This window comes from Mycolicibacterium neoaurum ATCC 25795, from assembly GCF_000691525.1.
GTDB classification, from domain to species: Bacteria; Actinomycetota; Actinomycetes; order Mycobacteriales; family Mycobacteriaceae; genus Mycobacterium; species Mycobacterium neoaurum.
In genome coordinates, this window is record NZ_JMDW01000007.1 from 58,515 (window position 1) to 81,074 (window position 22,560).

At 68.2% G+C, this 22,560-nt stretch carries 20 protein-coding genes; 11 read left to right on the plus strand and 9 right to left on the minus strand.

Annotation, left to right across the window (positions count from 1 at the left end; translation table 11 throughout):
* The first annotated feature begins 40 nt into the window (after positions 1 to 40).
* Complete coding sequence (locus IC40_RS0106850) at positions 41 to 628, plus strand: DUF305 domain-containing protein (protein ID WP_081843344.1); 588 nt, start codon at positions 41 to 43, stop codon at positions 626 to 628.
* Between the two features lie 3 nt (positions 629 to 631).
* Positions 632 to 925 (plus strand): copper-sensing transcriptional repressor RicR, encoded by a 294-nt coding sequence (ricR, locus tag IC40_RS0106855; RefSeq protein ID WP_019514222.1) that lies wholly within the window; start codon positions 632 to 634, stop codon positions 923 to 925.
* A gap of 6 nt (positions 926 to 931) precedes the next feature.
* Here the strand turns inward: ricR and IC40_RS0106860 are convergent, their stop codons facing one another.
* Entirely contained in the window at positions 932 to 1,243 is a 312-nt protein-coding gene (locus IC40_RS0106860; RefSeq protein WP_030133999.1) for a thiamine-binding protein, read from the minus strand.
* Positions 1,244 to 1,294: 51 nt separating this feature from the next.
* On the opposite strand from IC40_RS0106860, the gene IC40_RS0106865 reads away from it, so the two are divergent.
* Both IC40_RS0106865 and IC40_RS0106870 read left to right on the plus strand, forming a co-directional pair.
* Positions 1,295 to 2,542 carry an MFS transporter gene (locus tag IC40_RS0106865; RefSeq protein ID WP_081843345.1) on the plus strand — a complete coding sequence of 416 codons (1,248 nt, stop codon included), beginning with the start codon at positions 1,295 to 1,297 and terminating at the stop codon, positions 2,540 to 2,542.
* Positions 2,543 to 2,596: 54 nt separating this feature from the next.
* Complete coding sequence (locus tag IC40_RS0106870; protein WP_030134001.1) at positions 2,597 to 3,589, plus strand: L,D-transpeptidase; 993 nt, start codon at positions 2,597 to 2,599, stop codon at positions 3,587 to 3,589.
* A gap of 220 nt (positions 3,590 to 3,809) precedes the next feature.
* Here IC40_RS0106870 and IC40_RS0106875 read toward each other — a convergent pair whose 3' ends face one another.
* Positions 3,810 to 5,768 carry a M13 family metallopeptidase gene (locus IC40_RS0106875; RefSeq protein ID WP_030134002.1) on the minus strand — a complete coding sequence of 653 codons (1,959 nt, stop codon included), beginning with the start codon at positions 5,766 to 5,768 and terminating at the stop codon, positions 3,810 to 3,812.
* 39 nt (positions 5,769 to 5,807) lie between these two features.
* Here IC40_RS0106875 and IC40_RS0106880 point away from each other — a divergent pair, with 39 nt between their 5' ends.
* Positions 5,808 to 6,371 carry an Rv1363c family protein gene (locus IC40_RS0106880; protein ID WP_036469546.1) on the plus strand — a complete coding sequence of 188 codons (564 nt, stop codon included), beginning with the start codon at positions 5,808 to 5,810 and terminating at the stop codon, positions 6,369 to 6,371.
* Positions 6,368 to 7,057, plus strand: coding sequence for a hypothetical protein (locus IC40_RS0106885; protein ID WP_030134004.1), 690 nt, complete (start codon positions 6,368 to 6,370; stop codon positions 7,055 to 7,057). The genes IC40_RS0106880 and IC40_RS0106885 overlap by 4 nt, the downstream gene beginning before the upstream one ends.
* 11 nt (positions 7,058 to 7,068) lie before the next feature.
* Here IC40_RS0106885 and IC40_RS0106890 read toward each other — a convergent pair whose 3' ends face one another.
* Both IC40_RS0106890 and IC40_RS0106895 read right to left on the minus strand, forming a co-directional pair.
* The gene (locus tag IC40_RS0106890; RefSeq protein WP_372494030.1) at positions 7,069 to 7,608 is read right to left on the minus strand and encodes an XRE family transcriptional regulator; all 540 of its coding nucleotides are present in this window, start codon (positions 7,606 to 7,608) and stop codon (positions 7,069 to 7,071) included.
* Positions 7,551 to 10,418, minus strand: a complete 2,868-nt coding sequence (locus IC40_RS0106895; protein ID WP_030134006.1) for an MMPL family transporter — start codon at positions 10,416 to 10,418, stop codon at positions 7,551 to 7,553. The genes IC40_RS0106890 and IC40_RS0106895 overlap by 58 nt, the downstream gene beginning before the upstream one ends.
* Before the next feature lie 276 nt (positions 10,419 to 10,694).
* Between IC40_RS0106895 and IC40_RS0106900 the strand changes: the two genes are divergently transcribed.
* From IC40_RS0106900 to IC40_RS0106910, 3 genes are all read left to right on the plus strand, one after another.
* Positions 10,695 to 11,258, plus strand: a complete 564-nt coding sequence (locus IC40_RS0106900) for a hemophore (protein WP_030134007.1) — start codon at positions 10,695 to 10,697, stop codon at positions 11,256 to 11,258.
* Positions 11,259 to 11,331: 73 nt separating this feature from the next.
* A complete protein-coding gene (locus IC40_RS0106905; RefSeq protein WP_167305512.1) occupies positions 11,332 to 12,000 on the plus strand; it encodes a response regulator transcription factor in 669 nt (222 codons plus the stop codon).
* A gap of 3 nt (positions 12,001 to 12,003) precedes the next feature.
* Positions 12,004 to 13,311, plus strand: a complete 1,308-nt coding sequence (locus IC40_RS0106910; RefSeq protein WP_030134009.1) for a sensor histidine kinase — start codon at positions 12,004 to 12,006, stop codon at positions 13,309 to 13,311.
* 21 nt (positions 13,312 to 13,332) lie between these two features.
* On the opposite strand, the gene IC40_RS0106915 is transcribed toward IC40_RS0106910, so the two are convergent.
* The 3 genes from IC40_RS0106915 to IC40_RS0106925 form a co-directional block, all read right to left on the minus strand.
* Complete coding sequence (locus IC40_RS0106915) at positions 13,333 to 15,489, minus strand: DNA gyrase subunit A (protein ID WP_030134010.1); 2,157 nt, start codon at positions 15,487 to 15,489, stop codon at positions 13,333 to 13,335.
* Positions 15,490 to 15,499: 10 nt separating this feature from the next.
* On the minus strand, positions 15,500 to 17,533 hold the full coding sequence (locus IC40_RS0106920) for a toprim domain-containing protein (RefSeq protein ID WP_030134011.1): 2,034 nt from the start codon (positions 17,531 to 17,533) through the stop codon (positions 15,500 to 15,502).
* Between the two features lie 190 nt (positions 17,534 to 17,723).
* Positions 17,724 to 18,956 (minus strand): YihY/virulence factor BrkB family protein, encoded by a 1,233-nt coding sequence (locus IC40_RS0106925; protein ID WP_234411554.1) that lies wholly within the window; start codon positions 18,954 to 18,956, stop codon positions 17,724 to 17,726.
* Positions 18,957 to 19,078: 122 nt separating this feature from the next.
* Here IC40_RS0106925 and IC40_RS0106930 point away from each other — a divergent pair, with 122 nt between their 5' ends.
* Positions 19,079 to 19,519: a thiol-disulfide oxidoreductase DCC family protein gene (locus tag IC40_RS0106930; RefSeq protein WP_030134013.1), complete on the plus strand. Its 441-nt coding sequence runs from the start codon at positions 19,079 to 19,081 to the stop codon at positions 19,517 to 19,519.
* On the opposite strand, the gene IC40_RS0106935 is transcribed toward IC40_RS0106930, so the two are convergent.
* Positions 19,510 to 20,673 (minus strand): NAD(P)/FAD-dependent oxidoreductase, encoded by a 1,164-nt coding sequence (locus tag IC40_RS0106935; protein ID WP_030134014.1) that lies wholly within the window; start codon positions 20,671 to 20,673, stop codon positions 19,510 to 19,512. The genes IC40_RS0106930 and IC40_RS0106935 overlap by 10 nt on opposite strands.
* 121 nt (positions 20,674 to 20,794) lie before the next feature.
* Here IC40_RS0106935 and IC40_RS0106940 point away from each other — a divergent pair, with 121 nt between their 5' ends.
* Entirely contained in the window at positions 20,795 to 21,892 is a 1,098-nt protein-coding gene (locus tag IC40_RS0106940; protein ID WP_030134015.1) for a glutamate--cysteine ligase, read from the plus strand.
* On the opposite strand, the gene IC40_RS0106945 is transcribed toward IC40_RS0106940, so the two are convergent.
* Positions 21,889 to 22,485, minus strand: a complete 597-nt coding sequence (locus IC40_RS0106945; RefSeq protein ID WP_030134016.1) for a TetR/AcrR family transcriptional regulator — start codon at positions 22,483 to 22,485, stop codon at positions 21,889 to 21,891. The genes IC40_RS0106940 and IC40_RS0106945 overlap by 4 nt on opposite strands.
* Between the last annotated feature and the right edge of the window lie 75 nt (positions 22,486 to 22,560).

Sequence of the window (22,560 nt, forward strand, 5' to 3'; positions counted from 1 at the left end):
CCCCGCTGATACCCCTCTGGGGTACCGGTAACCTGGCTGCATGAGACGGGTGCTGGTGCTGGTGGCGGCGATGCTGGCCATCCTTGTGCCGGCGTGTGGCAGACAGGCCGGTGCACCTGAGGCGCCGAGCGCCTCCACCGCCTCGGCGACATCCCCCGCGCCGGGCACTCCGGGCGTCAATGCCATCGATCGCGCCTTTGCCGATGCCCTGCTCGCGCAGCGTCCGCGTATCGACCAGATGATCGCGTTGGTGCGCACCAACTCCGACGACCCACGCATGCAGGCGCTCGCCGACGTGCTCGCCGTCAGCGAGAAACAGCAGACCGACACCGTGAACGCATTGCTGGTGCAGTGGACCGATGGCCAGCAGGGCGGCCAGGGCCCGGTCCCGCAGGGGCCCAACCTGTTCGACGAGGGCGCCATGCAGCGGCTCGCGGCGCTGCGCGGCCCGGAGTTCGACAGATTGTGGTTGCAGGCCATGCTCAACCACCACCAGGCCGTCCTGACCATGGCCGCCACCGAGATCCAGGAGGGTCAGGACGCCAACGCCAAGACGCTGGCGCAGGGCATCATCAGCACGCGCCAAGAGGAGGCCGGTCACATGCAGCAACTGTTGGGAGGCGGATAGTCGATGACCGATGCAGAACACGGCTATTCGCCGCAGAAGGAGAACTACGCCAAGCGGTTGCGGCGCATCGAGGGGCAGGTGCGCGGTATCGCCAAGATGATCGATGACGACAAGTACTGCATCGACATCCTCACCCAGATCAGTGCGGTCAACAGCGCGCTGCAGTCGGTCGCTCTGGGATTGCTCGATGAGCACCTCGGCCACTGCGTCACCCACGCGGTTGCCGCGGGTGGTGAGGAGGCTGAGGTCAAGCTCGCCGAGGCGTCGGCGGCCATCGCCCGCTTGGTCCGCTCCTAGCCGCCGTCAGCCCTGTTCGGCGTTCTCGATCGCGGACTCCAGGCGCGCGAGCTTGCCGTCGAGTTCGCCCTCGTGGCCCGGTCGGATATCGGCCTTGAGCACCAGTGAGATCCGGGTGCCGAATGGTGCCACCGCGTCGGTCGCACGTTTGACGACGTCGAAGACCTCGTCCCAGGAACCTTCGATCTCGGTGAACATGCTGGAGGTCCGGTTGGGCAGCCCCGACGCGCGCACCACCCGCACCGCGGCGGCGACGGCCTCGCTGACCGAGCCGTCGGAGCGGCCGGTGCCCGACGGGCTGATGCTGAAGGCGATCATCGCGCGTCCTCTCGGTTCGGGGCGGCCACGGCATTACCGTGGCTTTCCAGCATGACCGTGAAACCGTACGCGCAACTGACGGTGCTCGCGGCCGCCGCGTTCGTCTACGTCACCGCCGAGATCCTGCCCGTCGGGGCGCTGCCCGCCATCGCGGCCGACCTCGACATCGCCCCGGCGACGGTGGGGACCCTGCTGGCCGGCTATGCGTTGATCGCCGCCGTGGCCACCCTGCCGTTGGTGCGCTGGACGGCGCGCTGGCCGCGGCGCCGGGCACTGTTGTTGACCCTGGTGTGTCTGACGGTCTCACAAGCACTTTCGGTGCTCGCGCCGAATTTCGCGGTGCTCTCGGTGGCGCGGGTGCTGTGCGCGCTCACCCACGGTCTGATGTGGTCGGTGCTGGCCCCGATCGCCGTCCGATTGGTGCCTCCCGGGCACGGCGGACGGGCGACCACGGCGGTGTACGCCGGCACCGCCCTGGCCCTGGTGGCGGGCAACCCGATGACGGCGCTGCTATCTCAGGCGTGGGGGTGGCGGACCGCGGCCGCTGTGGTCATGGTGGCGGCCGCAGCGGTCACCCTGGCCGCGCGACTGCTGTTGCCGGTGCTGCCTGCCACCACGACGGGCCCGACCGGTCGGGTGAGCCGCCGCCGGTGGCACCGCAACCGCGCGCTGGCCACCCTGTGCGGACTCACGCTGGTCGGTGTCAGCGCGCACTTCATGTCCTACACCTACATCGCCGTGGTCGTCGGCGAGGTCACGGGCACCGCCACCGCTCCGGTGCTCGCGGGATTCGGGGTGGCCGGACTGGCCGCCATGGCGGTGTTCGCCCGCCCGCTGGACCGGTGGCCGCGACCGGTCCTGATGACCGCGCTGGCAGGACTGGTCGCCGCGTTCGCGGGGCTGGCGTTCGTGGCCGGTGGCGACCCGCGGCCGGTCCTCGGCGTCGTCGGGATGCTGGCGTGGGGCGCCATGTCGACGGCGCTGCCGCCGATGCTGCAGTCCGCTGCGATCACCAGCGCACCCGAGGACCCCGACGGTGCGTCCGGGCTCTATGTGGCGATGTTCCAGGCGGGCATCGTCACCGGCGCCCTGGCCGGTGGCGCCCTGTTCGGGGCGGGTGGCGCGTTCGCCGTGCTCAGCGCGTCGGCGGCCTTGACCGCGGTGGTATTGATCGCCGTTGCCGCACTGCCGTGGTTGCTCGCCCCTGTAACGGCAGGGCTCACACCGGCGATAAACGTCCCAGGTCAGTGGTGCAGGTCGGACGGTGATGAGGGGTCCGTCCGGCCTCGCCAGGGTTAGCCGGTAGACGTGCTGTGCCAGACTGGTCTGCAGATATGCCAGTGGAGGTGACATATGTCGCAGCGGACGAGAAGGAAACTCGCCAGCGCGATCTTGGCGGCCGCAACGGTCGTCGCAGCAGGTATCGGTAGCCCGTCGGCTCTGGCGGAGCCCGTTCCGCCCGCGCCGGCACCCGCGCCGGCCCCGCCCGCATTCCCCAACCCGTTCGCGCCGCCGGCTCCGCCCGCGACGCCCACCGCAGCCGATCCGTTCGCACCGGTCGGTGGGCCCGGCGCGCAGCCGTTGCCCATCCCGCCGGGAACCCCGCCGGGACAGAACCCGAATCCGTTCCGCGGTCTGCCGCCGTTCGTGCCGCCATCGTTCAACCCTGTCAACGGGTCGATCGCCGGCGCGGCGAAGCCGATCTACATCAACTTCCAGCGGCCCATCGCCAACCGGCAGATGGCCCAGGACGCGGTGCACATCACCTCGAACCCCCCGGTGCCCGGCCAGTTCTACTGGGTCACCGATACCCAGCTGCGGTGGCGTCCCCAGGACTTCTGGCCCACCGGCACCGTGGTCAACATCGACGCCGCGGGCACCAAGTCCAGCTTCACCGTGCCCGAGCAACTGGTGGCCACGGTCGACGATGCCACCAAGACGATGACGGTGGTGCGCAACGGCGAGGTGGAGAAGGAGTTCCCGGTCTCGCTGGGCAAGTCCGGCCACGAGACCAAGAACGGCACCTACTACGTGCTGGAGAAGTTCGCCGATATCGTGATGGATTCCTCCACCTATGGGGTTCCGGTGGATTCCGCGGAGGGCTACAAGACCCACGTCAAGGATGCCGTGCGCATCGACAACAGCGGCATCTTCGTGCACGGCGCGCCGTGGTCGGTGGCCGACCAGGGCAATACGAATGTCAGCCACGGCTGCATCAACCTCGCCCCCGCCGACGCCAAGTGGTTCTACGACAACTTCGGCTCCGGTGACGCCGTCGTCATCAAGAACACCGACGGCGGTCTGTACAACCAGCCCGACGGGGCCTCGGACTGGCAGATGTTCTGACGATCCTGTTCACACAGAACGGCCCACTTTCCCAGGGAAAGTGGGCCGTTCTGCGTCAAGGGGTCGCGGTCACATCGGCCGGGTTTCAGTCGCTTCGGGCAGACGGCCGCGAAGCTGAATCCAGGTAGCTCTGCCGGCAAGATCCCCTACCTGACTGCAGTCCTCGCAGGGACCCAGCCTCCTTCGACTGAAGCCTGGTAGGTCGCCGAGCCGGCCCCCGCTACCAGATGCGGACGCGGCGTTCGGGTTCCAGATACAGCTCGTCATCGGTGCCGACCTCGAACGCCTCGTAGAACGCGTCGATATTGCGGATGACACCGTTGCAGCGGAACTCCGGCGGCGAGTGCGGATCGGTGGCCAGGCGTCGGATGGCCTCGGCATCACGGGATTTGGTGCGCCACACCTGGGCCCAGCCGAACAGCACCCGCTGCACGCCGGTCAGGCCGTCGATCACCGGGGCTTCCTTACCGTCGAGGGACAGCTCGTAGGCCAGCAGGGCGATGGACAGCCCGCCGAGGTCACCGATGTTCTCCCCGACGGTGAAGGCACCGTTGACGTGATGGGAGGAATCCAGTGCCCGCGGGGTGAACTGCTCGTACTGGTCGATCAATGCCGTTGTGCGCTGCCCGAATTCGGTGCGATCGGCATCGGTCCACCAGTCGACCAGGTTGCCATCGCCGTCGTACTTGGCGCCCTGATCGTCGAACCCGTGCCCGATCTCGTGACCGATCACCGCCCCGATACCGCCATAGTTGGCGGCGTCATCGGCCTCGGCGTCGAAGAACGGCGGCTGCAGGATGGCGGCGGGAAAGACGATCTCGTTCATGCCGGGGTTGTAGTAGGCGTTCACCGTCTGCGGGGTCATGAACCACTCGTCACGGTCCACCGGGCCGCCGAGCTTGGCCAGGTCACGGTCATACTCCAAGGCGTAGCCGCGCCGGTAGTTGCCGTACAGGTCGCCCGCGTCGATCACCAGCTCCGAATAGTCCCGCCATTTGGCCGGGTAACCGATCTTCGGGGTGAACTTGTCCAGCTTCTCCAGCGCGCGGGTGCGGGTCTCCGGGGTCATCCACGGCAGGCTGGTGATGCTGACCCGGTACGCCTCGCGCAGATTGGCCACCAGCTCGTCCATCCGGGACTTGGCCTCCGGCGGAAAATGCCGTGCCACGTAGAGCTTGCCGACGGCATCGCCCATCAGGCTCTCGACCAGGCCGACGCCGCGCTTCCAGCGGTCCCGGATGGCCTCGGTGCCCGACAGCGTGCGACCGTAGAACGCGAAGTTCTCGGCCACCAGGTCGTCGGTCAGCAGCGAGGCGCGCGCGCTGATCAGCCGCCAGCTCAACCACTGCTTCCACAACTGGAGGTCTTCGCTCGCCCACAGCGCGGCGAACGCCGTGAGGTAGTCCGGCTGGCGGACCACCACTTCTTCGGGACTCGCGCCCAATGCGCCCACCCAGCCCGCCCAGTCGAATCCCGGTGCTTCGGAGGGCAACTCGGCGAAGGTGCGCAGGTTGTAGGTCAGGTCGGCATCACGGCGCTTGACGACATCCCAGTGCGCCGCGGCCAGCTTGCTCTCCAGGTCCACGATGCGCCGCGCGGTGGCGGCATGGTCACCCTCGCCGTGGACGAGGGTGAGCATGCGGGCGATGTGCTCGGGATAGGCGGACAAGATGGCGGCATGGGCGGGGTCGCGGTAGTACGACTCGTCGGGCAGGCCGAGCCCGGACTGGGAGATGTGCAGCAGATAGCGGGTGGAGTCCTTGGAGTCGGTGTCCACGTACACCCCGGCGCCGCCGCCGACGCCGGTGCGCTGCAGGGCGCCCACCACCGCTGCCAGTGCGTCCCGGTCGGCCGCGGCGGTGATGGTGTCCAGCTCGGCGCGCAGCGGGGCCACGCCGACCTGTGCGACGGTGGCCTCGTCCATGAACGACGCGTAGAGATCGCCGATGCGCTGGGCATCGGGTCCGTCGGCCGCCGAAGCGGAGGTGATGATGTCGCGTACCTGCTCCTCGGCGCGGTCGGCCAGGGTGCGGAAGGCACCGTCGGTGGCGCGGTCGGCGGGGATCTCGTAGTCGGTCAGCCAGCGTCCGTTGACGTGGCCGAACAGGTCGTCCTGGGGGCGCACATCGGCGTCGACGTATCGCAGATCGATGCCGGAGCGGAGTTCTGTAGACGTCACACTCTCATGGTGCCAGAGCTCACCGGTAGCCTCACGGCCATGCCCGATGAGCAAACCAGGGTGCTGTCCCGCTACGGCATCGCCGGCATCGTGTTCGGTGTGATCGCCCTGGCCGCCACGGCGCTGGGCGTCATGGTGTGGACCGGACACCGCGCCGATGTGGTCGAACGCACCCACCAGAGCGAGGTCCTGCAGGCGGCGGTGGACTGGACCGCGCTCCTGATCAACATGAACTCCGAGAACGCGCCGCAGAACCTGCAGCAGCTACGGGACGGCACCGTCGGCCAGCTCAACGTCGATTTCGACGCCACCATGACCCCGTTCGCCGATCTGGTCGGCAAGCTGAAGTCCCAGACCGTCGGCCAGGTCGAGTCCGTTTCGATCGAGTCCATGCACCGGGTCCCCGACGGTGCCAAGGACACCGATGCGCCTCCTGCCGAGCTCGCCACGGTGGCATCACGCACCGACACGGTGCTGGTGGTCGCCACCTCGGTCAGTCAGAACGCCGGCGCCCAGCCGACCACGGTGCGCTGGAATCTGCGCCTGGGTGTCTCCGATATCGACGGTTCGCTGCTGATCTCGCGACTGGAGACCATCCGATGATCAACCGGGTGCGGGTCGCGGGCGTCGACATCCTGGCGCCGGCGTTGGCGATCCTGGCGCTGGTGTTCATCGGCAGTGCGCTGGACTGGCCGCGCTGGTGGGTTGCGGTGTGCACGGCGCTGTGCATGCTGATCCTGCAGGGCGTGGTGGTCAACGCGGTGCTGTTCCGTCGTGACGGCGTCACCGTGGGCACCGACGACGACGGGCCGCTGCTGCGGCTGGGGGTCGTGGCGACCGCCACCGTCCTCGCGGTCGCGGCCGTCTTCGTCGGCTACATCCGGTGGACTGTCCCCGACCGCGACCTCGGCCGTGACAGCGCCGAGGTCGTCGGCATCGCCAGCAGCGTCGCGGAGGCCTCGGCGACGTTCAGCCCGAGCAGCCCGAACACCGGCATCGACCGTGCCACCGCGTTGATGTCGCCGGAACGGGCCGAGAGCTACCGCAACGAATTCCAGGCCGTGGCAAAGGATCTGACCAGCCGCAATGTCTCCGGTCAGGCGCAGACGGTATCGGCAGGGGTGGAGGCGATCGGTCCGGCAGCGGCCAGCGTCGCCGTTGTCATGCGAGGTACCCAGAATGCCCCGGGCAAACCGGCCGATGTGGCGGTGCTGGCACTGCGGGTCACGCTGGCCAAGACCGACGGTAAGTGGCTGGTGACCGATGTGACGCCGATCAACGCCCGCTGAGCGCAGCCCGCTCAGCGTTCGGCGGATGCCTGGGCGCGCTGGGCGCGGATCCTGGCGAACCGGTCGGAGAGCCTGCGCATCCGGATCATCAGGGTCGCCGGTGGCGAGCCGTTCTCTTCCAGCCACCCGGTGAGGTCCTCGCTGGGCACCCCGATCCGCGACGCGAATTCCGGGACGCCGAGCCCGGAACGTTCCAGGAGTTCGCGGATATGCCGGGCCACCTCGGCGCGCTCATTGGCCTCCAGATGCGCCCGGGCCTTGTCCAGCACCTCGGCGAGTGCCTTGGACACCCCGTAAGGGTGCGCGGTGTCGAGCACCTCTTCGACCTGACGCGCCGTGCGGCCGAACGGATCCCGCTTGATCGCCGCGGCGATGCGCTGCCATACCGCCAGGTCGTCATTGTCCAGCGCGGCGCGGATGGCCGAGGTCGGCCAGAATTCGACGGGCCGTCCGTCGGCCACCGGGGACACGTCAGCGGGCTGAGCTGCCACCGTCACCTCGCCTCCTCCAGCTCTGTTCTGTCGAGCATCGCCACCGCCACCGACAGGCATCGCTGCCGAACCTGGTCCCAATCGGTCTCGACCGGTGCGTCCGGGTCGTCCGAAGGCCGTGGGTCGGCAAGCCTGCGGACGAGCTGGGTGGCGACCCAGTGCGTCCGAGTGCGCTTTCCACAGTAATACCGGTCCATGCCGGTGAGGACGCGGGCTGCGGTGTCGGTTTCCATGGAGTCGACCAGCCGGGCGAACTCGGCATAGTCGCGGGTGGTGTTGCGACACATCAACAGATAGCTCTTCATCCGCAGTGTCTCGGCACCGGTCGGGATGAGCAACCGGTCGCCGGTGGGCAGCTGCACGGTGGTCGCCTCGATGGGGCTGCGGCGTTGGACGGGCAGCCGCTCTGAATCCGATGCGGTCTCCAGTGCGTCGAGCGCGACGTTGATCCGGCCGCGCCACATCGTCACCGGGTGCACGGGCCGGGTGACCGAACCGGTCGAGGTGATCGTGGGCAGTCGCCCGGACAGTCGGCGTTCCCCCGGGGCGGGTCCGCAGCCGGTGAAGGCCAGCGGATCGGCGACCACGACGGTCTGCGGGGCCAGCCGCTTGAGTTTGGCAGCGGACTTGACCACCATGCGCAGATCGGCGCCGGGCGCGGCGAGGGCCGTCTCGGGCACCAGCACCAGGTCGCTGATATCGACCTTGGGCAGCGGCTTCTCGAAGTCCACCGACGGCAGGATGCGGTCCAGCCAGCGCGGCAGCCACCAGTTCCATTCGTCGAACATCGCCATCAACGCGGGCACCAGGACCAGCCGCACGATCGTGGCGTCGACCGCGATGGCCGTCGCACAGGCGACACCGATCTGGGCCACCAGCGGCATGCCCGCGAAGGCGAATCCGATGAACACCGCGATCATGATCAGCGCGGCGCTGGTGATGGTGCGCGCGCTGGTGGAGATGCCGTAGGCGACCGCGTCGCGGGTGTTGTTGGTGATCAGGAAGCGTTCCCGGATGCGGGTGAGCAGGAAGATCTCGTAGTCCATCGAGAGGCCGAACGTCATCGCAAGTACCAGCGGGGGCACCGTGCTGTCCAGCGATTCCAGCGGGGCGAACCCGAGGTCCTCCAACCAGCCCCACTGGAAGACGACCACCAGGCTGCCGTAGGCGGCCGCGACCGACAGCACGGTCATCAGCACACCCTTGAGCGCGAGGAACACCGACCTGATCGCGATCAGCAGCATCACGAAGGCGATGACGGCGACGAAGACGAACACCCACGGCTGGGCCTTGGACACCTGGTCGTCGAAATCCTTGATCAGCGCGGTCGGCCCGCCGACGTCGATCTGCGCATTGCCGATGTCCAGCTTGGGCAGCTCGGTACGCATCCAGTCGACCGCGTCGCGGGCCCGGAAGTCCTCGGGGTCGACCGAGAGCACCGCCGACAGCAGCGCGCTGTCGTTGTCCTTGCCGAGTACCGGCGGAGTCACGGCCGCGACATCGGGTCCCTCGGCCATGGTGCGGCCCACGGCGGCCAACGCGGCCTGTGCGGCGGGGCCGTCGGCCTGACCGTCGGGGAAGGTGACCATCACCCGCACCGGGCCCAGCGCGCCGGGACCGAGCGCCTCGGCGGCGGCGTTCACCCCACCACGGATCTCGTGACTGGGGTCGAACTGGCGCAGCATGCTGTTGCCCAGCGTCATCCCGAACGCGGGGGCGGCCATCACCAGCAGCATCACGGCCGCACACGAGGCTGACACCCACGGCCGGCGCATCACCGCACCGATCCAGCGCGTCCAGAACCGCGACTGGGTGGTGTCGGGGCGCCGGGACCAGTGCAGCAGCCGGGATCGTTTGGCCGCCGAGCGTCCGAAGGTCGCCAGCACCGCAGGGATCAGAGTGGTCGAGGTCAGCACCGCGACCGCCACCGCGAGGATGGCTCCGGTGGCCATCGATTGCAGGATCGGGGTGTTGATCAGATAGATGCCACTGACCGAGGCGATCACGGTGAGGCCCGACAGCACGACCGCCAGCCCCGAGGTCGCCATCGCCCCGTCGATGGCCTGCGCGGAATCCCGTCCCGCGCGCAGTTCCTCCCGGTAACGCATCAGGATGAACAGCGAGTAGTCCACCGCCACCGCGATGCCGAACATGGACACCGTCGAGGTGGCGAACACCGACATGGCCATCACATGGGACAGCAGGAACACCACGCCCATGGTGACCACCACGGTGCAGATGCCGAGCAGCAGCGGCATGGCGGCCGCCGCCAGCGACCCGAAGACCGCCAGCAGGATGATCAGGACGACCGGTGCGTTCCACTTCTCGGCCTGCGCGATGTCATGTTTGGTGGCCTGCTGCGCGGCGGCACCGAGCGCGCCCTGACCGATGACGTAGAGCCGGACCTTGCCGTTGTCGGACAGGCCCGCCTGCTCACCTTCGATACCGACCTTGTCGCGCAATTGGTTGGCGATATCGACCGCGCCGCTGTTGTTGAAGTCCACCTTCAACTGCACGACATAGGGCCGGTCGGGGGCGGGCGGCGGTTGCTGCGGGTTGGGTGCCTCGGTGACGGAGGGCACTTCCCCGGCGATCCTTCGCAGCTGCGCGACGGCCTCGTTCATATCCTCGAAGGACGCGTCGGCGCGCGGCACCGCCACCAGCGCCAGCGGTGAGGCGCCCTGGTCGGGGAACTGTTCTTCGAGCTGGTGCTGGAGGTCCAGCGATTGCGATCCCGCGACTTCGAACCCGCCGCCGGTCAGCCGGTCGGAGTGGTTGATGGCCAGGTATACGGAGGGCACGAGAAGCAGCACCCATACGACAAACACCGCCCAGCGATATCTGCGCAGGCTGCTGCTCAAGCGCATCATGAACTGCTGGATGGCGCCCCTGGCCTTTCTCCCCGGATGCTGGTAAGCGAGAGCGTACCGCAGCTTGCTGTGCGGCGAACGGTGCCCGATCCGGGTTGTGACCACCTCGCAACGTCCGCCCCTCAGCGTCACCTGCGAGTTTGCTGTGCCGGTTGGCTCGGTGATCGGGCAGATGGCATGATGGCGGCTGGTCGTTCCGGGTCGGGGATACGGGCCTTGTCGAAAGTGGGAGTTCGCAAGCCATAGCAGTGGTGTCCCACCCGAAGGAGATTTCCGATGAATCTGATTCCCAGTCGCTCCGCCGCGCTCCGTCGCGGCCTGTGGGCGACATTCGCTGGCTGCCTGGCCGCCGGTGGCGTGGCGGCGGTCATCTCGGCGCCGGGCGCCGGGGCGGAGACCGATCCGTGTGAGGCGAGCGAGATCGCCAAGACCATCGGTTCGGTGGCCACCTCGATGGGCAACTACCTCGACACCCACCCCGACACCAATCAGGCGCTGACCACGATCGCCGCGCAGCCCGCCGGGCCGCAGTCCCTCGCCGCCGCCAAGGCCTACTTCGACGCCAAGCCGGGGGCGGCCAAGGATATGCAGCGCCTGCAGGCGCCCCTGGTGCGGTTGTCGGCACAGTGCCAGCTGCCGATCTCGCTGCCTCAGGTGCTCGGTCTGATGCAGGCCGTGCAGCAGCCGGCCACCGGCCCGACCGGTGCCGGATCATCCACGGCCGGATCGTCCACGGCAGGATCGCCGGTCGCGGGATCACCCGCAGCCGGGGACGCGGTCAGTCCCGTCGCCCAGGGCACCGGCACCCTGCCCGGCCCGGTCCTCCGCGCAATCCCGTAGCGCACGCCATAATCCAGGGGTGCGCACCACGCTGGAACATTCCCCATCCGAGAGCACCGGCCGCACGGTGCTGATGGTCGACGACGACCCGGATGTCCGGACCTCGGTCGCGCGCGGTCTGCGGCATTCCGGGTTCGACGTGCGGGTGGCCTCCAACGGCCGCGAAGCGCTGCGACTGCTGGCCAGCGAGGCCCATGACGCACTGGTGCTCGACGTGCAGATGCCCGAACTCGACGGCGTGGCGGTGGTGACGGCGCTGCGGGCGCTGGGCAACGAGATCCCGATCTGTGTGCTCTCGGCCCGCGATACCGTCAACGACCGGATCGCCGGTCTGGAGGCCGGCGCCGACGACTACCTGACCAAGCCGTTCGATCTCGGTGAGCTGGTGGCCCGGTTGCACGCGCTGCTGCGCCGCGCCAGTCACGCCGAACGCGAATCCGATGTGATGATCGTGGGCCCGCTGACCATCGATACCGCCCGCCGGTTGGTCTATGTCGACGGGGAGCGGGCCGATCTGACCAAGCGTGAATTCGACCTGCTCGCGGTGCTGGCCGAGAACGCGGGTGTGGTGCTGTCCCGGCAGCGGCTGCTCGAACTGGTGTGGGGATACGACTTCGACGTCGACACCAACGTCGCCGATGTGTTCATCTCTTACCTGCGGCGCAAGCTGGAACGCGAGGATCGCCCCCGGGTCATCCACACGGTCCGCGGAATCGGTTACGTGCTGCGGGAGGAGGCGTAGTCCGTGGCTCGGCTGTCACTGCGCACCCGGGTCGCCATCGCCTCCGCCGTCGCGGCGGCCGCCGTGGTCGCCGGATTCACCGTGCTGACATCGGTGGTGCTGGCCAACAACGATGCCGCCCAACTGGATCGTCGCCTCGATTCGATCGTGGAGGCCAGCATGTTCCCCGAACAGCTGTCCGACCCCAGACGCGGGGTGCTGACCACGGGCCGGTCACGCTCCACCGGCCAGGTGGTCTTCCAGCGCGGCTTTCAGCTCCCAGCCCTGGCACCGGGCACCGAGACCGTGGAGGTCAACGGTGTCGAGTACCGGGTGCGGACCATCCCGATGGACCAACAGGGTGGCGGCATCCTGCTGTCGCTGGGTATCCGTGCCGACAGTATCCTGTTGAGCCCCACCAGGATTCCGGTGTATCTCGCGGTGGGTGTGCTCACCGTCCTGGTGGCCGGTGGGTTCGGCTGGCTGCTGGCGGGCCCCGCGGTGCGACCGCTGCGGCGGTTGACCGAGCAGACCAAATCGCTTGGCAGCGGCGGCGTGCCGAATGTCAAGGGTGCCCGCGAGGCCGAGGAACTCTCCGACGCGATGGCGGGCATGCTGAGCAGGTTGGCCGCCGCGCAGCAGGCCACCACCCGATCCCTGCAGGCCGCTCAGGATTTCGCGGCCAATGCCGCTCACGAACTGCGCACGCCGCTGACGGCCATGCGTGCGGATCTGGATACGCTGCGCATCCACGACCTGCCTGCCGAGGAGCGTGACGAGGTGGTCGCCGACCTGCTGCGCGCCCAGCGTCGGGTGGAGGCCACCATCACCGCGCTCGGGCAGTTGGCCTCGGGTCAGCTCGCCCAGGCCGAGGACCGTGAGCTGATCGACGTGACCGACATGCTCGACCGGGTGGTGCGGGAGAACGCGCGAGTGCACCCCACCGTCGACATCACGGTGGCCGACGATGACCACGTCACGGTGTGGGGTTGGTCTGGCGGGCTGCGGCTGGCGGTCGACAATCTGGTGCGCAACGCGGCGACCCACGGTGGTGCCGGCCGGATCACACTGACCTGCAACCGGTTACCCGATCGGCTGCAGATCGTCGTCGACGACGACGGCTGTGGCCTGCCCGCCGAGGAGCGCACCGCGGTGCTCGGCCGGTTCTCCCGTGGCAGTACCGCCGCGCCCGGCGGTTCGGGCCTCGGGCTCGCGCTGGTCACCCAGCAGGCCGCCCTGCACGGTGGACGCCTCGAACTCGATGACAGTCCGCTGGGCGGTCTGCGTGCCACCCTGACCATCTCCGAACGGGCACCCGACCAGATCACCTAGCGGTCGAAAGCTCGCCCTGGCTCAGGCCGGTGATTCGGCGGGCAGCACGTCGGTGCCGGACCCCTTGTTGGACGCCTTCGCGCGCTTCTCGGCCCGCACCGCGCGCTTGCCGCGCACGTAGCCCGTGGCCGATACCTGTGCCGACAGCAGCGAATGCTCACCCGCGACGAACGGGTGGAAACCGACACCGGCGCCACCGCGTCCCTTGACCGGGATATCGGCGACTTCGGTGACCTTCCAACCCTTTTCCGAAATCGAGAGGATGGCCTCGCCGTTCTGGCAGGACAACGGCAACGCGGCGATCACCTCGTCCGGTGGCTCGCCGTCACCGCCGAGCTTCACCCCGGCCACGCCGTTGCCCGCCGCGCCTTGCGGGTTCACCGCGGCGGGATCGATGCGCAACACCTTTCCTCGCCGCGTCACCAATGCGAGGTGGTACCCCTCGCTGAGTACACCGGACCGCAGCAGCCCGGTGATATCCGGTGCGACGGGGATATCCCGGATTTTGAACGGCAGGCCGTTGCCGTTGGTGAACTTCACGCGCCCATCGGTCCATACCGCCCAACCGAGGCCGGAGGTCAGCAGATCGCCGTGGCTGTCGGAGAACACGCCGCGGTCATCCAGGCGCCAGGCGGTGTTGACCTTGCGCTCACGTGGGCCGTCCTCATTGGAACCGGCGGTCACCGGCGTCGCCTCGGCGTCCAGTACGGTGCGGCGGTCGAACTCGGGACCCTTGAACAGCTTGGCGGTCTCGACCAGTTCCTTGTCGATGACCTTGCGTCGCGCATCGGGATCGGTGACCAGCTCGGTGAGCTCGGCGAACTCGGCGTCCAGTTTGTCGGCCTCGGCCTGCAGTTCGATGACGTCGAGCTTGGTCAGTCGGCGAAGCTGCAGTGCCAGAACGTAATTGGCCTGCTCCTCGTCGATCTCGAAGCGTTTCTGCAGGCCGTGCCGGGCATCGTCGACGGTGTCGGAATTGCGGATCACCGCGACGGCGGCGTCGATGTCCAGGTGGATCTTCATCAGGCCGGCCACCAGATGGCGGCGGGCGGTGACCTTCTCCAACCGGTACTCGCTGCGGTGCAACACCACCGAGTCGCGCAGGTGCAGGAACGCGCCGATCAGCTCGCGCACGTTCCACCAGCGCGGCACCCGGTCCTCGTCGAGGGCCACCAGGCTGGCGGCGAAGGTGGACTCCAGCGGTGTCAGCGCCAGCAGTTGATCGCGGATCTGTTCGGCGCTGTACCCGCGTTTGGCGGTGACGACGATGCGCAGGCCGTTGCGGCGGTCGGTGAGGTCCGACATGTCCGCGACACCGGACATCTCCCCGGATTCCACCAGTGCCCGAATACGTTCCTGCACAGTGTTGCTCGCTACACCGGGCGGCAGTTCGGTGATGACGCAGTTCTTGCCGTCGACGCTGACGGTGCCGCGCACGGTGAGCTGGCCGCGGCCGGTGGTGATGTATTCCCGCAGTCCTGCGGTACCGACAACGGTTGCCCCACAACCCCAGTCCGGACCAGGGATAAGCTTCATCAGGGTGTCGTCGGTGGTGTTGGGTCTGGCGAGCAGAGCCCGGCATGCGGCCATCACCTCGCGCGGGTTGTGCGCGGGAACCTTTGTGGCCCAGCCTTCGGCGATACCCATCGCGCCGTTGCACAGCAGCACCGGCCATTGCGCGGGCAACATGGTGGGCTCGACCCACTCGCCGTCGAAGGTCGACACCATCGGTACCGCGTGATCGTCGAGTTCGGCTGTCAGCGCCGCCCCCGGCGCGGACAGCCGCATCTCGGTGTAGCGATCGGCGGCGGGGATGTCGCCCTGGATGCGGGGGAAGGCGCCCTGTCCGTCGATGACCTTCACGCGCTGGAATTCGGCGGCCATCAGCGCAGCGGCACCGTACATCGAGGCCCCGCCGTGCGGGTGCAGGTTGCCGGTCACCGCCGAGCAGATCTTCGAGGATTTCTGCGGCTTGTTCCCCGGCAGCAGCCGGGAATCGTGCATTTGGTAGAGCAGGCGGCGCTGACCGGGCTTGAGTCCGTCGAACGCCGAGGGGATGGCGCGGTCGCTGACGCTGTAGAGCGCGAAGGTGAGCTGGTAGTGGTTCCAGTAGTCATCGGCGCTCTGATCGAGCACCAGATCGGGATTCTGCTCTGGTACGTCCAGGGTGGCGGTCACGGTGATCTTCCTAGGTCAGGTCCAGAGCGGCGGTGTCGACACGGGCGGCGACATCGGCCATCCACGTGCGCCGGCCTTCCGGTGGTCCGCCGAACAAGATGTGATGCAACTTCTTCTCGGCATCGTCGGGATGAAGCCGAATGACGGTGCGCCGCTGCGGGTCCAGCACGGTGTTCCAGAAGTCGTCGGCATCCATCTCACCGAGACCCTTGTTGCGCTGCACCTCGACCTTGCGCTTGGACCTGGCCTTCAACTCGGCCACCGCGGCATCGCGCTCGGATTCGTCCTGGCAGTAGATCCGCTCGTTGCCGTCCTTGACGACGAACAGCGGGGGCAGCGTCACGTAGACCATCCCGGCCTCGACCAGCGGGCGGTAGAAGTCCAGGAACATCGAGATGAGGCTGGAGTTGATGTTGCCACCGTCGGGGTCGGCGTCGGAGGCGAACAGGATGCGGTCGTACCGACACAGCTCTGGATCGCAGTTGTCGCGCAGGCCGCAGCCCAGTATCCGCTCGATCGAGTCGAACTCGTCTTTGACCCTGGCCTTGCTGATGGCGAAGCCATATACGTTGGGCGGCTTGCCTTTCAGCGGGAAGGCCGCCTGGAAGGTGGCGTCCCGGGCGGCCTTGATGGTGCCCAACGCCGAGTCACCCTCGCACAGGAACAGTTCGGCACCGGACCCGCGGCCGGTCTCCCGGCTGGGCAGCAGCTTGGGCGGAAGGGACAGGTTGGTGCCAAGGCCCTTGGCCTTGGATGCCGCGCGTGAACGGGCCTTGGCGCCCTCCGCGCTACGCCGGGCCCTGGCCGATTCCAACGCAAGCTTGGTCCACAACGAGACGGTGTCGCCGTTGGCCGGGTTGGCCGCCCAGATGGTGACGCTGCGGGCCACATCGGGGGCCATCGCCACGTTGAGCGACCGCGAGGACACCGCCGTCTTGGCCTGGGAGTCCCACGCCACGTCGGGTGCGCGGGTGTCCACGGCCAAGGCGGTCACCGCCACGAAATCCTGGGGCTCCGGGCCGTCCTCGCCCTTGGCCAGGCCCAGATCGCGGATCCGGGATGCCCGGTCGGCCAGTGCCTCGGACAGCCCCTTCATGGCGGCCGTCAGGTGCGAGCCGCCACCCGGGGTGCGCACGGTGTTGCAGAACGCGGCAACGGTCGCCGGTTCGGCTGGGCCCGCAGTCAGCGACCACCGGAACGGGGTCGGCCCGCGTCCGGTGGTGTATTCGCCGCGGCCCTCCACCACGGCCCGCACCGCAGGTGACGGGGTGCCCGCCGCGGTGCACATGAGGTCCAACAGCGTGTCGCTGCCCCACGGTCCGTCGAACGGCTCGAGCAGTGCGGCCGGGATCTCCTCGCCGGGCCACCCCTCGTCGACCACGGCAAGGTGCACGCCGGGTGACATCCGCGCCGCGGCGTGGGCGCGTAGCAGCACCTCGCCGACATCGATGCTGGAGTCCGGGACGACGGCCTTGTCGAAAAGGATGCGCACCTCGGTGCCGTGCGCATCGGGTTTGCGGTTGCCGACACCACGCAGCTTCTGGGCATCGGCCCGGGTGAAGGGCGCGTCGGGATCGAAATCCTTGCCCTCGAAGGTGCCGGGATAACCGGCGCCGAAGCTCTGCAGATAGGTCTTGCCGGCGCGGCGCACCGTCACATCGGTGCGGGCGGAGATGAACACCGCTGCCGCGGCGCCGATCCCGTTGAGTCCGGCGCCGGTGCTGGTGGCGTCGGTATGCGCAGAGAACTTGCCGCCGGCGCGGGCGGTGCCCAAGGTCTTGACGATGCCGTTCTTCCCGGTCACCGGGTCGGAGTCGACGGGAAGCCCGCGGCCGTCATCGGCGACGGTGACCGAACCGTCGGCGTGCAGGGTGATGGTGACGGTCGATCCGCCGTGGCTGGGGTCGGCGACCTCTTCGATCGCGTTGTCGACCAGTTCCCGCAAGGCGGTGTTGAGGACGTCGAGGCCCAGGTTGACCGCCGGCCGCAGACGGGTGTGCTGGACATCATCGAGTTCGGTGATGTCTGCGGCGTTGTAACTCACTGCTCGTTCTCTCCATCGGGGCCGGGGTGCCGGGGGAATCGTAGTCCGCCGACCCGACATCTCCGTGCATCCGACCGGGGTGGACACCGGGACCGGTGGGCAAAGGTCATGCGTGGTCAGCCAGTGTGAGACCGCGCACAGCCGACTGGGCGGGACCGGCGGAACCACCGATCGGCCTGCCGCGGACTGATCAGCCGTCGTCGCGTCCGTGAGATCGGCGCAGCAGCCGACCCCGCGTGATATCGGCCTCCTCCTTGGCCCGGTTCTTCCGGCTGACCCGGCTGTCGCGCGGTGGTAACTGCAGATCGCGTTCGGCGGCGATCCCGGCCTGCAGCTGTCTGCCCCGCTCGAGTTCGGCGTCGAGTTCGGCACCGAAGAGCAACGCCAGGTTGGTGATCCACAGCCACAACAGGAAGACGATCACGCCAGCCAGCGCACCGTAGGTCTTGTTGTAGCTGCCGAAGTTGGCGACGTAGAAACCGAAACCGACCGAGGCGACGACCCAGATCACGATCGCAACGGCGGCGCCGATACTGATCCAGCGGAACTTCGGTTGCTGCACGTTCGGGGCCGCGTAGTAGAGCACGGCGACGGCACCGGTCACCAGGATCAGGATGACCGGGAAGCGGGCGATGGCCCAGGTGGTGGCGGCGGCCGGACCCAGTCCGACCGCGTCGCCGACCGCGGCGGCCAGGGGTCCGCTGACTGCCAGCAGGAACGCGACAGCGGCCGCAGCGACCAACCCGGCGAAGGTCAGCAGCAACTGGACGGGCCGCAACTTCCAGGCCGGCCGCCCCTCCTGCACCTCGTAGATCCGGTTCATCGCGCGTCCGAATGCCCCGATGTATCCCGACGCCGACCACAGCGCACCGGTGATGCCGACGACGAGTGCGATTCCGGCCGACGGGGCCTCGACCAGCTGTTGGATGGGTGCTCGCAAAGTGTCCACCGCCGAGGACGGTCCCAACTCGTCGACGATCTGCAGAACGGCATCGGTGGTCCGTTTCCCCTGACCGAAGACGCCGAGCAGGGACACCATCACGACAAGTCCGGGAAAAAGCGACAACACCGCGTAATAGGTCAACGCGGCTGCGAGGTCGGTGCACTGGTCGGAACCGAACTCGCGCGCTGTCTTGCGCAGGACATAGAGCATCGACGGTCTGGTCAGGTCCGCCGGTGAATCGGGCTTCGCCGGGTCGTCTGGGTCGGGTGCGTCGTCGGGATCCGGCTCGTTCGCCGGTACGGGGGCGGGCTGCGCCGACGCGGTGACCGCCGGCGGATGTGGGGACACGGTGGTGCGCCTGCCGAGCACGACACCCGCCAGCAGTCCGCCGACCAGGGCCACCAACGTCTTGCGCACCGACACTCCCGAGATCGACGGGTCCGAACCGCCCAGGACATGCCCGCGGGCCCTCGCCGCCAAACAGCCTGGCTGCCTGCTCTGACGGCGCGTGCCGCACGTTCTGGCATCGTGACCCACGTCGGGTTTCCCGACCAGATGTGCGGGAACCCGACGGATATGTCAGGTATGGACTGGAGGATCCGATGAGCACGCCGACCGAGTCGAATGCACCCGTCCTGCTCTACGACGGTGTGTGCGGGGTCTGCAACAGCGCGGTGCGGACCATCCTGCGCTTCGACACCCGCGGAACACTGCGGTTCGCCGCGTTGGACAGTGACTTCGCGCGCGACATCATCGCTCGGCACCCGCGCCTGGCCGACCTGGACACCGTCGTCTTCGTGCGCGACCCGGGAACGGAGCGGGAAGCGGTGAGCACCCAGTCGGCGGCGCTGCTACAGGTGGCCGACTATCTGGGTGGTTTCTGGAAGCTGGCGGTGGCGGCGCGGGTCATTCCGTCCGACGTCCGGGACCGGCTGTACGCCGCGTTCGCCAAGGCGCGCTATCACGTCGGCGGTCGGTACGACACCTGCCCCATCCCGTCTCCCGAGGTCCGCAGTCGGTTCGTCGACGCCACCTACGGCTGAACCGAGCGGGCCGCGAGGTGCTCGGCCCGCTTGCCGCCACGCGGCCAGAAGTAACTGCCCGGCTTGCGCGCCTCCTTGGCCAGGAAGTTCAGTGTCCCGGCGCACACCGACTCCTTGATGGTGGCGGCCAACCGTCCCCCGATGTGCAATCCGATGGCGGTGTCGTCGAAGCGGGACAGCTGGATGGTGCCCGCGTGCCTACCCAGGCTGATGCATTGACCCACCGACGCCGGATTGAGCACACGGGGTTGTCCGCCCTCGATGTGCGCCAGCACCGTGTCGGCGGCCTGCGCAGCCAGCGGCATGGCGAGTTGGCAGCTCATCCGCAACGGCAGCGCCGACGGTGCGGCCGCATCACCGGCGGCCACGATCGACGGATGACTCACACTGGTCAGTGTCTCGTCGGTCACCAGGCGACCCTGCGCGTCGGTGGCCAATCCACTGGCGACGGCCAGGGTCGGGACGCCGAACCCGGCCGTCCATACGGTCACCTCGGCGGGCACCTCGCGGCCGTCGGCGAGCGTCACGTGATCGGCGGTGATGGCGGCGACCGGGGAGTTCTCCACGACATCGACGCCGAGTTTGTGCAACCGCTTGGCCACCGAACGACGGCCGGCCTTGGCCAGCGACGGTCCGAGCACATCGGTGATGAGGGTGACCGCGCGACCGTTCTCGGCGAATTCGGCGGCGGCCTCGATGCCGGTGAGTCCACCGCCCACGACCACGATCGGTGCCGACGGCGTCAGCGCTGCCATCCTGGTGGCCAACCGGCGGGCAGCCTCCAATTCACCCAATGGATAGGCGAATTCGGCCGCCCCCGGTACCGAGGCGGGCACCCCTGCGGTGCTGCCGACGGCGTAGATCAGATGGTCGTAGGCCAGCGCCGATCCGGATGCCAGCATGACCTTGCGGGCATCGGCATCGATCTGTTCGGCAGAGTCCACGATCAGGCGAACCCGGGGTGACAACACCGCCGAGTAGTCCGCCACGGCATCGTCGTTACCGGCGACCAGCTGGTGCAGCCGGATGCGTTCGACGAATTCGGGACGTGGATTGACCAACGCGACCTCGACATCGGCCCGCTGGAGCACTCTGTTGGCGGCCAGCACACCGGCGTATCCGCCGCCGATGACAATGATCTGGGTGGTAGGCATCGCGCATCCCTTTCCTCGATGAGATATCTCGACAGTGACATCCGCACTTGGTCACACGGACCACGGAAAACCCGTAGTCCGTGTTTCCCTTCGCCGGTTCGAGGGCACCTGAGGTCTCATCATGACCAGTCACCCAACATTTGGCGTCGAGGAGGAATTCCTCCTGATAGATCCCCACTCGGGGGCCCCGCTGCCGGTCAATCGCCTGGTCGCCGAGCAGGCCGAGCGCAGCGGTGTCGACCTGCAGCTCGAACTGACCAGCTGCCAGGTCGAGACCGCCACCGAGGTCTGTGACAGTCCAACTCAGTTGTCGGGACAGTTACGCAGGCTGAGGCGGGTGGCTGCCGATGCCGCCGATGCCGCCGGGGCCCGACTGCTGGCCGTGGGTTTGCCGCCGACCCTGCCCGAACACTTCCCGGTCACCGATACGCCGCGATACCGGCAGATCGCCTCCCGATTCGGGATGATCGCCCGGGAGCAGGGCATCAGCGGTTGCCATGTGCACGTCGCGGTTCCGGATCGCGATGCCGCTATCCGGGTGAGCAACAGATTGCGTCCCTGGCTGCCGTTGCTGTTGGGCCTGACCGCCAATTCGGCGATCTATCGCAACGCCGACAGTGGGTACGCGAGTTGGCGTCACATCCTGTGGTCACGCTGGCCCAGCGCCGGACCGACCCCGTACTTCGCATCGGCCGATGACTACGACGGTGCGGTTCAGATGATGGTGGAATCGGGTGCGATGCTCGACGACGGGATGGTCTATTGGGATGTCAGGCCGTCGGCGAATTTCCCCACCGTCGAGGTGCGGGTGGCCGACGTGCCGGCGACGGTCGCCGAGACGGTGTTGCTTGCCGCGCTGATCAGAGCTGCCGTGATGACCGCCCTCGATGAGGACGAGCGGGGAACGCCGTTGGTGCAGTGGGATACTCACGCTTTGAACGCCGCGTACTGGCGATCCGCGCATGACGGGTTGGCCGGCGAGGCAGTCGATCTCGGCGGCCACGGGTGCGCTCCCGCGATCGACCTGCTCAGGTCGTCCGTCGATCACATCACGCCCGCGCTGCGCACCGTCGGCGACCACGGCTTCGTGGCCGACGAGTTGGAACGCGTCTACCGCTCCGGCAACGGTGCGATGCGCCAGCAGGGTGCGTGGCGCCGGCGCGGGGAGGTCGCCGATGTGCTCGATGAGGCCGCCGTGGCGACCGTCGAGGGTTGCTAGGTGCCGAAGAGTCGCGCGGCCAGCGCGACCAGGGGCGCGTGCAGTGACCGGACGTCACCGGAGTCGCTGTCGGCCAATTCGTGGGTCGCCAGCGAGGCGATCGCCGCGACGAGAGCGCGGCACGCGAACCGTCCCTGCTCGTCGTCGATCCCGAACACCTCCTGGACGCTGTCGACCGTCCGCTGCTGCAACTGCATCCGGGCGTGCAGGGCTTCCGGGCCTGCGGCGTAGACCTCGACGAGGTAGACGCGCGCCATCGCCGGGTCGCGGGCCAGGGTGTCCAGATAGTTGGTCAGGACAGCGCTGAACACGTCCAAGGGGGTCGCTTTGTCCGGCAGGGTGCCTGCGGCGAGGCTGACCCGGTCGTGTATGCGCGCGTAGGCATCGAGGAAGCAGGCCTGCTTGCTGTCGTAGTGCTCGTAGAAGGTCTGTTTGGAGACCCGGGCCCGCTCGGAGATGTCGGTGACGGTGGTGCCCGCAAAACCTTTGTCCTGCAACACCTCACCGAGTGCGGCGATCATCCGTCGGCGTTGGTCGGCGGCGACCTCTTCGCGCGTGAGGCGGTGCCGTCCCGGCGGCAACTTGGCAGCCACTGTGCATCCCCCCGGACTCCGCATGTCTCAATTGTGTACGTAATCGTTTATGATGCTACGTGCAGCAGTCGGCGT

Coding starts and splice junctions, on each gene's coding strand:
- IC40_RS0106930 (WP_030134013.1), top strand. CDS start 19,079: ATGAGCACGCCGACCGAGTCGAATGCACCCGTCCTGCTCTACGACGGT.
- IC40_RS0106870 (WP_030134001.1), top strand. CDS start 2,597: ATGTCGCAGCGGACGAGAAGGAAACTCGCCAGCGCGATCTTGGCGGCC.
- IC40_RS0106885 (WP_030134004.1), top strand. CDS start 6,368: ATGATCAACCGGGTGCGGGTCGCGGGCGTCGACATCCTGGCGCCGGCG.
- IC40_RS0106900 (WP_030134007.1), top strand. CDS start 10,695: ATGAATCTGATTCCCAGTCGCTCCGCCGCGCTCCGTCGCGGCCTGTGG.
- IC40_RS0106935 (WP_030134014.1), bottom strand. CDS start 20,673: ATGCCTACCACCCAGATCATTGTCATCGGCGGCGGATACGCCGGTGTG.
- IC40_RS0106865 (WP_081843345.1), top strand. CDS start 1,295: ATGACCGTGAAACCGTACGCGCAACTGACGGTGCTCGCGGCCGCCGCG.
- IC40_RS0106940 (WP_030134015.1), top strand. CDS start 20,795: ATGACCAGTCACCCAACATTTGGCGTCGAGGAGGAATTCCTCCTGATA.
- IC40_RS0106880 (WP_036469546.1), top strand. CDS start 5,808: ATGCCCGATGAGCAAACCAGGGTGCTGTCCCGCTACGGCATCGCCGGC.
- IC40_RS0106895 (WP_030134006.1), bottom strand. CDS start 10,418: ATGATGCGCTTGAGCAGCAGCCTGCGCAGATATCGCTGGGCGGTGTTT.
- ricR (WP_019514222.1), top strand. CDS start 632: ATGACCGATGCAGAACACGGCTATTCGCCGCAGAAGGAGAACTACGCC.
- IC40_RS0106850 (WP_081843344.1), top strand. CDS start 41: ATGAGACGGGTGCTGGTGCTGGTGGCGGCGATGCTGGCCATCCTTGTG.
- IC40_RS0106890 (WP_372494030.1), bottom strand. CDS start 7,608: ATGCCTGTCGGTGGCGGTGGCGATGCTCGACAGAACAGAGCTGGAGGA.
- IC40_RS0106905 (WP_167305512.1), top strand. CDS start 11,332: ATGGTCGACGACGACCCGGATGTCCGGACCTCGGTCGCGCGCGGTCTG.
- IC40_RS0106860 (WP_030133999.1), bottom strand. CDS start 1,243: ATGATCGCCTTCAGCATCAGCCCGTCGGGCACCGGCCGCTCCGACGGC.